This window comes from Williamsia sp. 1135 (genome assembly GCF_002095395.1).
In the GTDB taxonomy this organism is placed as follows: Bacteria; Actinomycetota; Actinomycetes; order Mycobacteriales; family Mycobacteriaceae; genus Williamsia.
Genome location: NZ_MJEI01000093.1, coordinates 1 through 13,567, shown reverse-complemented (window position 1 = coordinate 13,567; position 13,567 = coordinate 1). Strand labels below are relative to the sequence as shown.

Here is a 13,567-nt window from a genome sequence, read left to right as displayed (position 1 = left end):
ACCCCGACTACTCGGCCGGCTGCCGCACCAGCGCGTTGAGCACTGCAGTGATCACCGCGATGAGGTCATCGATCGGTGGCCGTGGGTCGCTGGTGCTCCATGCGTGCACCAATTCGGTGAGAGCTCCGAGGAAGGCCGTGGTGGCCAACTTGTATCCACCCGGCGGGGTGAAACCTCCGTCCGAACGCTCGGCGATCGTTGCCGCGATGAACTCCGCCCACAACGCTCGGCGGTTCGCGCGATGCTTCTCGACACGAGAGCTGACGCCGATCATCTCGACAAAGACGATCCTGGCCCGGCGCGGATCGTCACCCACAGAGCGGACCAGGGCTGCCATCGCGGCAGCGGTCAGCAAAGCCTTCTCGGCGTCGGCGCCCTCGCGTTCGAGCGCCGCGACAACCGCCGTCTGGGAATCGTCTTGGACGGCGTCGTAGACGCCGAGCAACAGATCTTCTCGACTACCGAATTCCGAGTAGAACTGGCTGCGCGCCAGGCCTGCCTCGGCGCAGATGTCGGCAACAGAACTGGCCGCGTACCCCTTGCCGCCGAAGACCGTCAGTCCCGCTTCGATGAACTTGGCCCGACGTTCAGCACGTCGCACAGCCATCGACTTGCCGCCATAGATGCGGGTGTCTGCGAACGTGTCCATCTGGCCAGAATAAGTCAACCTATGCTCGCGCCGAACCGAGATCGCCGAAGCCGTCGACCGATGACCGTTCGCCGGTCTAGCGTGACGCGCCCTTGCTGGTGACGGGCGCAACGGATCCGGCCAGCGGCACACCTACGGCGTGCCCCGACAATGCCATCGCCGCCGTGTGAACCTCGATGGTTCCGTCGGCACGCTGGCAGATCGAGGTCACGGTGCCATCGGGATTGACCAGCTCGATGAACTTGTCGCCGCTGGTGGGGCGGTCGCTGGGAACCCGCACGCGCACCTGCTCGTCGGTAGCGCGCTGCCGCATGTTGCCCGCTGACGCCTTCACGCTGGTAGCCATCCTCGCCGCCCCTTCTCCGGTTGCATCTGACTGGAGTTCGTCGCAGAACGCCATCCGGATGGGATCGATCGCGTGCAGACACGCGAGACCCGAGCCCTCAGACGAGTGGGCGACCCAGCCTGCAGCGCACCCGGACGTCCCACAAGAGCAGGCGAAAACCCAGCTGCGAAAGCCACAGCGGCTTTTTGCGCTCCGCTGCGACGAGGCCGGCGACGTAGCCGTCGAACCACTCCTGGTCTTCCTCCGTCCAGGAGACCCTCATCGCCTCCCGAAACGGTTGCGGTAGATAGCCGATGGTTCGCCCGTATTTCACCGGTCCGTATCGCCGTTTGATGGCCGGGTGGGCGTAGTCGAAGTTGGCGATGCCGAGAAGAAATTCGCGCACCTCGTCGCTGATCGAGATCAGCATCGACTGCTCATCCCAGTACTGACCGAATGCGTCGCGATCCTGCGGCCAGCACTCGGCGGGCATCTGCAACGTGGTGCCGCAGACCTTGCCTTGCTGATAGAACGTCTCACGATCCTGCCCGGTCAATGGCCCGTGGACGCGTTCGTAGATGTCTTCCCATCCGGCGTACAGGCAGGCAGCGACCCAGAGCTGCAGGTCGACGTTCATCGCGTCATACGTCACCGGGCTGTCGCTGTCGGAGCGTACCTGGACGTGCTGACGGCTGACCGCCTGCCGGAAGCGCCTGCGGTCGTCCGCGTTGCCGAACACGGCCACCGCGAGATAGGACGCGGTCGTGCGCGCGCGCTTCACCGGGTGCTTGTCGAGGCGGCCGTTTTCGACCTTGCTCCGGGCCACGCCGTACCCGACCGCCGGGTTGGCCAACTGCATGATCACGTTCGCCGTGCTCATCGAACGCCCCATGGACAGCAGCGACGTCGCAAAGAAGCTGCTGTCGATCTCGTCCATCTCAGCTCGCGACATCCGCCGAGTGCTCTCCCCCATTGCGACTCCCATCTGAATACATGTGTTTTCAGAATAGCAATCCGCAGCGCGTGCGGCACAATTGTGCTCAGATCGGGGCCTGCGAAGGAGGAGCGAGTGGTCGACTGGGATGGCAATCGATACTCCGACGTCAGCGCCCTTCAGCGCATGGTTGCCGAGGTCTCCGTTCGTGGCCTCGAACTGGCCGGCGATGAGCGCCTCCTCGACGTCGGTTGCGGTGACGGATTCATCACCATGCAGTTGGCGGAGCGATTGCCGGCAGGGTCCGTGGTGGGGGTCGACGCGTCCCGGCGCATGATCGACAAAGCCCTGACCCGGGTGCCTGCCGAACAACTTCGAGTGCAATTCCACGTCGACGACGCCCTGGCGCTCCCGTTCGACCATGACTTCGACATCGCGGTGTCCTTCAACGCGCTGCACTGGGTGCGCGATCAGACGGCCGCACTACGAGGGATAGCCCGCAGTCTCGACAACGGCGGCCGGGCGGTGATCCAGCTGGTCTGCGCCACCGACCAGCGCAGTATCGAAGACGTGGCGATGGACGTAGCGACGGGCCCACGCTGGCGAGAGCATTTCTCCGACTATGAACCGCCGTACTTCCACGTCCAACCCGACCGTTTCCGGGAGTTCGCAGCAACCGCCGGGTTCACCGTCTCCGCTCTGGAGGTCCAGCATCTGCAGTGGCAGTTCGACTCGACCGACACCTTCTCGCAATGGTTCGCCGTCGGCGCCACGGACTGGACCAACCGCCTCCCGGGAACTGACGTCGGATCGTTCGTCGACGACGTCATCGAGCGCTACCAGGAGCAGGTCGGCGAACCGGCCCTGTTCCGGTTCAGCCAGATGCGGGCGTCGCTGGCCCTCGCCGATCGCTGAGACACAGCCCTCACTACTCTGTACGTGGCACACGGAGTACCGGGTGACCCACCTTGCTGCGATGCACGACTGCCGGAACATCTACCGAATCAGCCGTGCCGAAGGAAACCGAGTAACCCGTGAGCGATGAACGACCCGTGCTGGTGCCCGGCGACACCTGTTGGCAGATCGCCGAAGCCGACCGCCTGTCCGTGATCGTCGATGCCGCTGACTACTTCTGGCACGCCAAGGCCGCAATGCTGCAGGCACGCCGCAGAATCGTCCTTATCGGCTGGGATTTCGACACCAGGATCAAACTCGAGCCGGCCGAAAAGACCCTCGACGGACCCAATCGGCTCGGCAACTTCCTCAAGTGGCTGCCGGAACAGAACCCGGAGCTCGAGATCCACCTGCTCAAATGGAGCCTCGGCGCGTACGCCGCGGTCACCCGCGGCATGGCGCCGATCTTCGTGGAGAACTGGCTGACCGACCGCAAACTACATTTCGAAATCGACACCGCCCACCCTGTCGGCGCTGCACACCATCAGAAGATCCTGGTCATCGACGATCAGATCGCCTTCTGCGGCGGCATCGACATGACCGTCGACCGCTGGGACACGTCCGACCACAACGACCGCAACGGTTACCGCACAAAACCCAACGGCAGGTCTTACGGACCGTGGCACGATGCCACCACTGCGGTCGACGGCGCGGCCGCACGAGCGGTGGGAGAAATGGCCCGCGATCGGTGGAAGGCGGCCACCGGGCAGGTGCTCGAGCCGATCACCGACGACCTGGGGGACCACTGGCCACGAGAGCTCGAACCGACGATGCGGTCCGTCGATGTGGCGATCGCCCGAACACTACCCACAATCCCTGGGCGCGAAGAAGTTCGAGAAGTCGAGGCGCTGTATCTCGCGGCCATCGCCGGCGCGAAGAAGTACCTCTACATCGAAAGCCAGTATCTTGCATCGAGAACACTCGCCGAAGCCATCGCCGCGAGGCTGCGAGAACCGCAGGGACCCGAGATCGTTCTGGTCCTCCCGCGGCACGCCGATGGCTGGCTCGAGCAAGCAACGATGGACGGTGCCCGCCACACCCTGCTGAAGATGCTGTGGAAAGCCGACACCGAAAACCGCTTCAGCGCATACCATCCCGTCACGAAGAGCGGCGAACCCATCTACGTCCACGCGAAGATTCTGGTCATGGACGACGAGTTGTTGCGCGTGGGTTCTTCGAATCTCAACAACCGGTCACTCGGCTTCGACAGTGAATGCGATCTCGCTGTCGAGGTACGACCCGAAACGGTGAACGGCGACGACCAACGAACCGCCATCAGAGGCGTACGCAACCGGTTGCTCGGCGAGCACCTGGACATCGATCCGGACGAGTTCCAGCGCACCCTCGACGAGACTTCCTCGCTGATCGCCGCGGTCGAATTGCATTCCGGTGAAGGAAAGACGCTCGTCGAGTTCGACCACGACGTCATCGACGGCGAGGACAGCCCGCTGGCCGAGAACGAGTTCATGGATCCCGAGACCGCCCGCACCACCATCCTGCAGCGGACCTACCGGGTGATCATCAACCGACGGTCGGCGCGGCGGCAGGTCGCACCCAGCTGAGAGGTCCGATCGTCACGCCTCCCACCTCCACAATTTCGGCGGCCTCCCACCGGTCCCGGGTGCGGTGCCCGCTTCCACCAGGCCGGCCAGGTGCGCGAGATCCCGGTTGAGATTTGCGCGGTGCGGTGGTTTACCGCTGAGTTGCTCGGTGATCGCAACTGCATCGGTCGCAGTGAACTCAGCTCCCGTGAGATTTCGGGTGAACTCGATATCGCGCCAAAGCCTTTCCGCGAGAATGGCCCGAGCGTCCTCGACCATCTCGTTGTGGTCGAACACCAACGTCGGCGCCGCGTCGATGGGCGCCCACAACGCCGGCTGATGCGGCAGCACAGTGTGATCAGGTAATGCCGCCCACATCGCGATCGACAGCGACGGGCCCCGCGGGTCACGGGACGGTTCGTCGAACGTACGCAGCTGCCCGAGTGCCGGCAGCGGCGCGGTGATCCCGAGTTTGACCAGCGCCCGGCCTGCAGCATCTCGAAGTCGTTCACCGCTGTGTACCACGACTCCGGGGAGCGCCTGCTTGCCGCGAAAGGGGGCGATCTCCCGACGATGTGTCCCGACCAGCACCCGCCGAGCGCCGCGATCGTAGGCGAGTGCGACCACGTCGACGCAGACGATGCTCAGGAAACTGCTGTCAGGCCCTGAGAGCGGGGCGTTGGACAATGATGCTCCTGTCGGTGCGAGTCGGACCTGCAGCGGTGAGGACCACGGGAGCCCCGGTTGCTCCCGCGATCAGCTCGGTGACGGCGTCGACACCTACCGGTAGTGGACGGTAGTCGGGCCGGGCCTCGCAGGCGAGCGCGGTCAGATCTTCCAGTGCTGCAGTGTCCTCTGTACGCAGTGGCGCGAGCGGCTCTGCGTCACCGTTCCAGGTCTCGGCCACCTGCAGGTCAGCGGTTTCCAGCACATCGAGGTGCGAGACCGCCACTCCGTCGATCTGACCGGTGATCGCAGCGGCGTAGCGCAGGGCGGGAAGGTCGAGATGACCGGTTCGCCAGGCTCCCTGGTAGCGCCCCTCGCGGTTGTGGACGTCGGGCAACTGGAGGTTCGCATCCTCGGTCGGCATCGGCCCTGCGCCGTGGCGGGTGGCGTAGCAGCGGGTCAGCCCCAGCACGTAGGGATTGTGACCGGTTCGCGAGACCCATTCGATGAGGTCGGTGGGTACGACCGTCGACCAGGTCGTGTACGGGTGGAATCCATTCCATTCATCCAGCAGGACGCCCTGGCTTCCTTCGAAAAGGACGGTCCCCGTTGCCATCACAGCCGCGATCTCGGTGTCGACGTCGTCAGTGATGCGGATCTGCTCGGCGATGCTGCAGAGTGCGTCGGCGATGGTCTCGACCGACTCGTGCGATGCACCCTCACCGGCGGAGGCCAACAGTGGGGCCGCATACCCCGCCAGCGCGTCGAGTGCCCGGATGGTGGCAGCGCGGTCTCGCAGGGTGGACAGCGTTGGGGCCGGCCTTGCGGGAGCATCGACGAGAACCCGGAAGTTGCCGATCATCGAACCGGCCCGAGCCTGTCCAGCGACTGCGAGCGCGTAAGCAGCGGTCTCACCGATACCTTCACCCGTCGACCCGTGACGTGCGTTGCCGCGCAGGATCTCTCGCGCTCGATTCATCGCAACATGAATGGGTGTCGTCACCAAGGCGCGGGCGTCGGCCGTGATCAAACCGAGTGGGTCGCCGATTCCGAGCGCTTCGAGTTCGCCTGCCTCGGCCGCGAGGTTGAGCGGGTTCACCATCATCGGGGCGCGCAGGATCGTCCGGACGTCCAGCAGCGACGCCGAGCCGAACTGCCGGAATGTGTGGTGGCGCGGGCCGTGCCACACGTTGTGTGCGGCCTGGGCTCCACCGGACCAGCGCACCACTGCGGCGGTGTCGGGGATCTGCGAGGCCAGGTAGTCCACCGTCGCACCCTTCGACTCGTCGCCGTAGCCGAGTCCGACGACGATGATCGGTGCGCCGGCGGCCCGGCCGGGAAGCAAGCCTTCCCGGCCGGTACCGCTCGTTGCTGCGTCCATCACAGATCTGCCGGGAGTCTGCCACCGCCGGCGACAACGGCTGTGCTGGTGCGCATCCGCGCCAGTGCGGTGCCGACAGCCGGGGCCGTGGTCGCCCCCGCTCTCTGCAAATCCGCCAATCCCTCGTCGAGGGAGATCGCGTCCTCGACGATGCCGATGGTCAAGGCGAGCAGATCGGCAACACCGTCCGGGTCGTCGAGCTTGAGAAACCGCTCGCCGACAAGTGCCCGCCAGTGAGCTTCCACCTCTGGATCGTTGTAGTAGCTCGTCAGGTTCGGCAAGACGTAGTAGACATTCCACCTCTCCTGCAGCCGGCGATACACCTGCTCGACGTCGACGTTCTCGGTGAGATCGTCGCCGATGAAGCGGCGCACCGACTCTGCGAACAGGACCTGCTTGTTCATCTCGTCCCCGATGATGAAGACGTATCCCTTCTTGCCGCGCTTGTCCCAGGCGTCGGTCTGGGCGCGGGTGTTCAGGAAGTATGCGGCGAGCGCGTAACCCTCACGCTTGTCACCCCCGCCGCCGCCCTCGAGGTAGATGTCACGCAGTTGTTCGTCTATCCTGTTGTCGGATTCGAACTGCCCCATTTGCAGTGGCACAGAATCAAATTGGTCGTCGCCGATCGCGCCGACCATGATCTGCGGGTCTTGGACGTATCCACCCCTGGTGAGCAGTCCGAGCAGGTCGGCAAGACGCCGCTGCACTGTCACCGGCACACGTCCCATCGAGCCGGTGACATCGAACAGCACGACGATCGGAGTCGAGTTCGGGTGTTCGTCAGAATCGCGGGCCTCCCTGGTGCGCGCCCCGAAAACATCGAGTGCGGGAGCAGCTTTGCGTTTGTTACGCGGAACATTTCGCATGGTCGCCGAGTAGCCGAAGTCGTCGACGCCGGCAGTCCGGCGTGATGCTGCAGCCGCCTGGTAGGCGCTGGTGTCCCAATATCCTCCACCCATGGTGTTACTCCTTCATCGTTCAGCGCGTCCCGGTGGACGTCGCTGTGGTCTGGTCGGCGAGCGTGAAACGCCGGAATCGGCGTTCTCCATACAGCCGTTGCAAGAGCAGGTCGTATTCGTGCAGTTGCCGCGACAGCGAGAGTCGCTCAGATGCTCCCGCGAACAAAACCTGTTGAGCTGCTGAATCACCCAGCATGATCGCGAAGAGGTCAGCAACCGCGGCCCCGTCGATGTCGCCGCCACCACGCGCCGGCTCCCACCCCGTGAGCATCACGCCGTGTTCGGCGGGATGGATCAGCACAGTGTCGAGCGTCAGAGCGCCGTGCGTGCGGTTGGCCGCCGCCAGAGTCATCAGAATGCGGCGCGCCATCCACGCCCAGTCACGTCCGTCGAGGCCCGCAGGGTAGGCAGCGTGCACCTCACGCAGGGATCGCATCCCCGCCGGTAACCGGTAGGCAGTCCACTGATGGCCGTCGGTGATCGCCGACTCGACGACCTCGGGCACGAACGCATCCATCCGTTGTGCCGCAAGCGCGTCGTACAAGAACCCGAGAGGCTGGGCGCCGACCCCGACCTGCCGCGCGATCTCGACACGCACCAGCGGGTCATCGGTGCGATAGGCGACAGTCCCAGGTGTCGCCCATAGGCGCCCCTTCAGAACGTAGGTGCTGTGGGGGCCGACAACATGCGGGCCTCGGACGTCCGCGTCCACTGTCATCCACGCGTCGTAGAGCCGATTCAGCTCCGCGGTCGCTTGTGCGGCGAGTGCACGGTCGAGGCCTGCGGCCGCCGCGCGGTCCGGATGTACAGCGGCAATCAGTGCGCGATGAAGCCGTCGGCCGGCGCGCTTGCCTGCCGGCGTCGAGGAATCAGGTCCGAAGACATCAAATGCGCTGCGGGCCTGTGTGATCAGATCCACCACTTCCGCCGGATGCCATGTGTTCATGGCTTTTACTCTAAATGAGTAATTACGATCTGGCAAGTGGTCTCCACATACAGAGACGCCCGCCGATCGCGTTGGCGATCAGCGGGCGTCAGGGGCGGAGATGGCTCAGGCCGCGACGGTGTCGAAGTAGCCGTCGTAGTCGGTGTCGTATTCGGTGACGTCGCTCCAGCCGTCGTAGTCGACGTCGGTCATGACGGTGTCGGTCCAGCCGTCGAAGTTGGTGTCGTACTCTTCGACGTCGGCCCAGCCGTCGCCGTTGGTGTCGGTCAGGACGGTGTCGATGTAGCCGTCTGCGTTGGTGTCGTAGTTTTCGACGCTCATGATGTTTTCCTTTGCTCGGTGGTGGTCGTTCTCGGTTGTTGTAGATAAGAGCACCCGTCAGCGCAGAAAGTTCCCGGACGACCACAACAATGTTTTCAGCGTCAGCGCTGACGGTCGCGGAACCGGTACATGGCCCGCTGGTCCCTGGCGATCGCCTTGTCACGACGCTTGCGTTCCTTGGCCGCTCGCACGTTTGAACGCGCAGCCTGCCAATCGCTTTCCCACTTCAGTTTGCGGTAGCGCTCCAGCCGATCGGCAGCAAGTCGCCCGGCGACGACTGCATCAGCGACCGCACAACCCGCTTCCGTCCGATGAGTGCAATCGCGGAAACTGCATTGCCCCGCGAGGTGGTCGATATCGCGGAAGACGTTCTCCAGCGCGGCACCGATATCCGCGACACCCAGCGCCCTCAGCCCAGGGGTGTCGATGAGAACCCCGCCTCCGGGCATTGGACGTAGCTCGCGATGCACGGTCGTGTGCCGCCCTTTTCCGTCGGCGGAACGTACTGGCCCGGTGGCGAGGATGTCCTCACCGAGCAAGGCGTTCGCAAGCGTGGACTTACCGGCGCCGGACGGTCCGATCAGCACGGCAGTGCCGTCGAGTGTCGATGTCAGGGCATCGAGCCCCTCCGTCGTGGTCGCACTCGTGACGACCACATCGACGCCCACCGCTGCAGCGGAGACGTCGGCAGAGAATGCCTGCACATCGTCGCTCAGGTCGGCTTTGGTCACTGCAACGACAGGCTTGGCCCCGCTGTCCCAGGCCACGGCGAGCAATCGCTCGATCCGCGCGTTCTTGAGCGGGATCGATGCCGAGATGGTGACCACGACGCTGTCGACGTTGGCCGCCAACACCTGTTGCCGAGCGTGCGATCCGCAGTGGAACGGACCAGAGCACTGCTGCGGGGTAGCACCGAGACCACCCGCGGGGAATGAGCCGTCTCGACCGCCGCCCAGTCACCGGTGCACACCGCCGACACCGGATCGGCGCCGGTAACGGACCGGGTACTCGCCCGAACGGTGCCGGTCGGGGTCGCGATGTCGCAGTGACCTCGGTAGACGCAGACAACGCGGCCTGGAACCACACCTGGGCCGGTGAAGGGCGCGAAGAGGTGCGCCACGCGGTCATTCCAACCGTGGTCGATCAGGTGTGGAGAAGCAGGTTCTTTCGAAGATGAAGACATGATGAGACCTTCTTGAGCTGACTGGATAGTTGACGCGGATGAGGACGCAGGGCCTCCGTGGCGGCAGTTATCGCGGTCATGCTTTCATTCCTTGCTCTGGTCGGTCTCTGGTGCGAAGCGCCACGCTAACAGTCGTGGCGGCAGCAGCGCGAGGGATTTATCGCGCTCTCCCACGACCAAATGGCGGGACGAGACGTCGATATAGACCTAGCGTCGGGTTGTCGATCGTTTAACCGTTCCTACGGTGGGTATTCAATCTCTCGACAGCCCGGCAAGGCTGCATTCAGAAAGCGACGTTCGATGTAGCTACGAGTGACGGACGCGCTCGATCCGCAAATCGAAGGGACATCACATGCCGGGAGACGCTATCGAACGACGCCGCAGAATAATCCGCCTGCGAGCCAAGGGATGGGTGGGCTTCCTCAGCGGTCTTGCGACCTTTGCAGGGATCGCGCTTGCGCTCTTCTTCTGGGCGGGCGGTTCTGCCCTCGGGGCGGTGATCGGAGTGGTGGTCGCCGTCGTCTTCGCGTCCATCACCGCCGCGGTGTTGATCTCGAACAGGCATGAAACCGACGATCCGGACTTGGACAAACGGATGACGCGATTGCGTCGGGCCCGCTACCGCAGCGCGTATCCCCGCCCAGAGTCCGCACGAGGTCAGGACGGCGGTTCGTAACACTGCGCGATCGCGACTGCACGGGCGTGCAGAGTGTTCCTGAGCAGCTGCGGGGCAAGGGCCTCGACGTGTGGACCGAGTTGCCACAGCGCCCATTCGGCGTGCCGTGCATCCTGGTACGCCACTGTCAGCCGAAGCCAACCATCAGGATCGGTGTCCTCGGTCAGTACGGCCAGGGCGACGTTTGACAACTCCTCACGCTGTTCGGGGTCTACTCGGACCTGCACCGTGTATTGCTCTCCGCCCGTTCGGAACTGAGCACTTCGCTCACGCCAGATCTGCGGTAGATCCACGTGCTCCGAGCGTTCCGCGGGCTCGGACATGACTTCGGCCGCCAGCACGCGCGACAATCGGTAGGTGCGGTCCGCTCCGGCTCGGGTGGCGAGTAGGTACGCACTGCCGCGGGCTGTGACCAGACCGATCGGGTCCACCGTCCGCCATTGTGGCTCCTGCCCCGCGGCCGTGTAGTGAATCCGCAGTTTGCGCCCGGCCAAGACCGCTCGTCGGACCTCGATCATCGCTGGGCCGGCCACCTCCTCGGTGAGCGATCGGCGCGAGAGCAGGTCGGATTCCGCATCGATGAGAAGTCGTTGTACCGCACCGCCCGCGGTGGCGCGGTGACTCTCCGGTAGCGCGTCGACGACCTTTCGCAGCGCGGACGCCAGCGCGGATCCGAGCCCGAACGCCTTCTCTCCGCTCCCCGATCCCGCCGCCAACAGTGCCAGGGTTTCCTCGTGATTGAGTCCGGTGAGTTCAGTCCGGAGCCCGGGCAACAATGTGAAGCCACCGTGGCGGCCACGCTCGGCGTATACGGGAACGCCGGCCACGGACAACGCTTCGATGTCGCAGAACCGTTCGGGTCGAGACCTCCAGCTCCCTGGCCAGCTCAGACGCTGACATCTGGCCGCCCTGGCGTAGGAGCAGCACCAGGGAGACCAACCGATCAGCGCGCATTCCAGGAACGGTATCGAAATACATGACAGAAGGTGTCGTGTATTGCTGAGAAGCTTCTGACAGGTAGTAAACGAAGCAATTGGATGGAGTCGAAATGGCAGTGCGGCGGACAGCGGTCAACCCTGTGGCGTGGTCGGTGGAGATGGGTTTCAACCAGGGCGAACTCGTGTCCGGACACAGCCGAACCCTCTACTGCTCTGGGCAGACCGCGATGAACAGCGACGGCTCGCCCGCGCACTCCGATGACATGGGCGGCCAGCTGAGGCTGAGTGTGGAAAACCTCGTCGCCGTACTCGGCGAAGCGGGTATGTCTCTGTCAAACCTGTTGCGGCTCAACGTCTCACCACCGATGTCGACCTACTGTTCCAACACTACGGCGAGCTGGCGTCGCGACTGGGCGCCGCCGGCGTGGCGCCGACCACCACGATGCTCGGCGTGACGCGGTTGGCCATCCCGGGTCAGCTGGTCGAACTCGAGGGAACTGCCGTCGCATAGGACGCGGCGCCGTGCTCGACCTCCAGGTACGGACCGCGACGGTCCGTCCTGGTGAGCAGGCGCGGGCGAACGGACTCCCCCGTCGTCGTCCAGGTTGCCGAGCGCTGCATGTCGAAAGTGGTCTTTGCGGCCACCTCGTTGCAGCCGAACTCGACGATGCCCCCATCCGGATAACCGACTGCCCAGTCAGCCTTAGCCCCATCAACGAATCCCCCTTTGTCATCGCCAGATTCAGTAATGACGGTTCCAACTCTTGCGTCCCCAGGTCTCGAGTGTGGTAGTCAGTAAACCGTCCGTCAACGATCTCGCATACCATTATCAGTGGTATCACTCAAAGTGATAGGTGAGGCAGTCTGTTGGGTGTGGTTCCCCCCAAATCGTGGAGGACTCCTCTATGCGGCTTCGGGCTCCGCGACTGCAGCGTTCTCGTAGTCGATGGGGCTGACCATCCCAATCGTGGAGTGCCGGCGGACGTGGTTGTAGAAGCCGTAACACCAGTCAAGCACACCGGCCTTGGCTCCGGCAAGAGTCTCGAAATCGTTGCGTGACAGTACCTCCCACTCCAGGGAAGAGAAGAACGCTTCGGCAGCGGCATTGTCGAAGCATGACCCGACGCGGCCCATCGACTGACGGAGTCCCATCCGACGGCACAGCTTGGTGAACTTGTTGGAGGTGTACGTCGACCCGCGGTCACTGTGGAAGATGACCCGTTCGGACTCCTCGTCACGCCTTATGGCCTGCTTACCGCCTCGGGTGGCCACCGCCATCTCGATTGCTGCACACGCGAGCGGTGCGTCTGGATGCACGCTGGTGGCCGCACCCAGCAATCGGCGGCTGTAGAGGTCGATCACGGTCGCCAGATACAACTTCCCGGCCGCAGTCGGGATCTCGGTGATATCGCCGACCCACTTCTCGTTCGGACGCGTCGCGGTGAAGTTCCGGCGCACCAGATCCGGGAACTTCGGTGCCGTCTTGTCCTGCCGGGTCAGCCCGTTTCGGCGACGGATCCGGCGTGCCACCAAACCCTGCCGGCGCATCGAATCCGCGACCGTCTTCTCGCTCACTGTCCACCCGTCCTCACGCAGGTCCACGTGCAGCCGCGGGGAACCATGCAAGCCCCGCAATGTCATGAACTTGACCTTGACTGCGCGGTCTACCGTGTCGCGCCGATAGTCACGCGCGGTATGCAATCCTGTTGCTGCACCCGGCTTTTGAGAACGCTTGAACCACTTGTAGAACCACGCCATACTCACGCCAAGCAGCGCGCACGTGACCGTATGTGGCACTCGATAGGTGGTCCTCTGCTCTGCGATGAAGCGGGCCAGCATCACTTCGTCGCCTCCTTCACCCACAGGACCACCGATCGTTTTAAAACATCGCGCTCCATCCGCAACTCGGCCACCTCGGCACGCAACCGCTTGAGCTCGGCAGCACTATCGCCGCTCGCCTCATCCTCGCCGCCGCGCTCGGCGCGCGCACGGTTGACCCAGTTGCCCAGGGTGCCCTCGTTGACCCCCAGATCGCGCGCGACCTGGGCGATCGGTTTACCCGTCTCCTCGACGATCCGGACCGCCCCATCACGG

At 64.3% G+C, this 13,567-nt stretch carries 17 protein-coding genes and 1 pseudogene; 4 read left to right on the top strand and 14 right to left on the bottom strand.

Annotation, left to right across the window (positions count from 1 at the left end; all coding sequences use genetic code 11):
• Nucleotides 1–7 precede the first annotated feature (7 nt).
• The 3 genes from BFL43_RS13700 to BFL43_RS13690 form a co-directional block, all read right to left on the bottom strand.
• The gene (locus BFL43_RS13700; RefSeq protein ID WP_084893091.1) at nt 8–649 is read right to left on the bottom strand and encodes a TetR/AcrR family transcriptional regulator; all 642 of its coding nucleotides are present in this window, start codon (nt 647–649) and stop codon (nt 8–10) included.
• A gap of 76 nt (nt 650–725) precedes the next feature.
• Entirely contained in the window at nt 726–995 is a 270-nt protein-coding gene (locus BFL43_RS13695) for a hypothetical protein (protein WP_143695307.1), read from the bottom strand.
• Nucleotides 996–1,092: 97 nt separating this feature from the next.
• Nucleotides 1,093–1,947 carry an oxygenase MpaB family protein gene (locus tag BFL43_RS13690; protein WP_240498247.1) on the bottom strand — a complete coding sequence of 285 codons (855 nt, stop codon included), beginning with the start codon at nt 1,945–1,947 and terminating at the stop codon, nt 1,093–1,095.
• Between the two features lie 96 nt (nt 1,948–2,043).
• On the opposite strand from BFL43_RS13690, the gene BFL43_RS13685 reads away from it, so the two are divergent.
• Nucleotides 2,044–2,823 (top strand): class I SAM-dependent methyltransferase, encoded by a 780-nt coding sequence (locus tag BFL43_RS13685; protein ID WP_084893088.1) that lies wholly within the window; start codon nt 2,044–2,046, stop codon nt 2,821–2,823.
• Nucleotides 2,824–2,942: 119 nt separating this feature from the next.
• A complete protein-coding gene (locus BFL43_RS13680) occupies nt 2,943–4,424 on the top strand; it encodes a phospholipase D-like domain-containing protein (RefSeq protein WP_084893087.1) in 1,482 nt (493 codons plus the stop codon).
• 12 nt (nt 4,425–4,436) lie between these two features.
• Here BFL43_RS13680 and BFL43_RS13675 read toward each other — a convergent pair whose 3' ends face one another.
• The 6 genes from BFL43_RS13675 to rsgA form a co-directional block, all read right to left on the bottom strand.
• Nucleotides 4,437–5,090, bottom strand: coding sequence for an NUDIX hydrolase (locus BFL43_RS13675; protein WP_084893086.1), 654 nt, complete (start codon nt 5,088–5,090; stop codon nt 4,437–4,439).
• Complete coding sequence (locus BFL43_RS13670; protein WP_084893085.1) at nt 5,062–6,450, bottom strand: adenylosuccinate synthetase; 1,389 nt, start codon at nt 6,448–6,450, stop codon at nt 5,062–5,064. Before BFL43_RS13670 ends, BFL43_RS13675 begins: the two co-directional genes overlap by 29 nt.
• On the bottom strand, nt 6,450–7,409 hold the full coding sequence (locus BFL43_RS13665; protein WP_084893084.1) for a hypothetical protein: 960 nt from the start codon (nt 7,407–7,409) through the stop codon (nt 6,450–6,452). The genes BFL43_RS13670 and BFL43_RS13665 overlap by 1 nt, the downstream gene beginning before the upstream one ends.
• A 19-nt stretch (nt 7,410–7,428) precedes the next feature.
• Complete coding sequence (locus tag BFL43_RS13660) at nt 7,429–8,355, bottom strand: hypothetical protein (protein WP_084893083.1); 927 nt, start codon at nt 8,353–8,355, stop codon at nt 7,429–7,431.
• A gap of 105 nt (nt 8,356–8,460) precedes the next feature.
• On the bottom strand, nt 8,461–8,676 hold the full coding sequence (locus tag BFL43_RS13655) for a hypothetical protein (RefSeq protein WP_084839588.1): 216 nt from the start codon (nt 8,674–8,676) through the stop codon (nt 8,461–8,463).
• Between the two features lie 101 nt (nt 8,677–8,777).
• On the bottom strand, nt 8,778–9,530 hold the full coding sequence (gene rsgA / locus BFL43_RS13650; protein WP_240498246.1) for a ribosome small subunit-dependent GTPase A: 753 nt from the start codon (nt 9,528–9,530) through the stop codon (nt 8,778–8,780).
• 681 nt (nt 9,531–10,211) lie between these two features.
• On the opposite strand from rsgA, the gene BFL43_RS13645 reads away from it, so the two are divergent.
• Nucleotides 10,212–10,535 (top strand): hypothetical protein, encoded by a 324-nt coding sequence (locus tag BFL43_RS13645; protein ID WP_143695306.1) that lies wholly within the window; start codon nt 10,212–10,214, stop codon nt 10,533–10,535.
• Here BFL43_RS13645 and BFL43_RS13640 read toward each other — a convergent pair.
• Nucleotides 10,517–11,362, bottom strand: a complete 846-nt coding sequence (locus BFL43_RS13640) for a WYL domain-containing protein (RefSeq protein ID WP_346425966.1) — start codon at nt 11,360–11,362, stop codon at nt 10,517–10,519. The two genes, BFL43_RS13645 and BFL43_RS13640, sit on opposite strands and share 19 nt — an antisense overlap.
• The gene (locus BFL43_RS29890) at nt 11,289–11,489 is read right to left on the bottom strand and encodes an HTH domain-containing protein (RefSeq protein ID WP_346425965.1); all 201 of its coding nucleotides are present in this window, start codon (nt 11,487–11,489) and stop codon (nt 11,289–11,291) included. The genes BFL43_RS13640 and BFL43_RS29890 overlap by 74 nt, the downstream gene beginning before the upstream one ends.
• A gap of 100 nt (nt 11,490–11,589) precedes the next feature.
• On the opposite strand from BFL43_RS29890, the pseudogene BFL43_RS13635 reads away from it, so the two are divergent.
• Nucleotides 11,590–11,984, top strand: a pseudogene (locus BFL43_RS13635) (RidA family protein).
• Here the strand turns inward: BFL43_RS13635 and BFL43_RS28965 are convergent.
• The 3 genes from BFL43_RS28965 to BFL43_RS13625 form a co-directional block, all read right to left on the bottom strand.
• Nucleotides 11,948–12,118, bottom strand: coding sequence for a hypothetical protein (locus BFL43_RS28965; RefSeq protein WP_168176633.1), 171 nt, complete (start codon nt 12,116–12,118; stop codon nt 11,948–11,950). The pseudogene BFL43_RS13635 and the gene BFL43_RS28965 overlap by 37 nt on opposite strands.
• 258 nt (nt 12,119–12,376) lie before the next feature.
• Nucleotides 12,377–13,315: an IS3 family transposase gene (locus BFL43_RS13630; RefSeq protein WP_084889697.1), complete on the bottom strand. Its 939-nt coding sequence runs from the start codon at nt 13,313–13,315 to the stop codon at nt 12,377–12,379.
• A partial coding sequence (locus tag BFL43_RS13625; protein ID WP_084889703.1) for a transposase occupies nt 13,312–13,567 on the bottom strand: 256 nt, incomplete at its 5' end. The genes BFL43_RS13630 and BFL43_RS13625, both read right to left, overlap by 4 nt.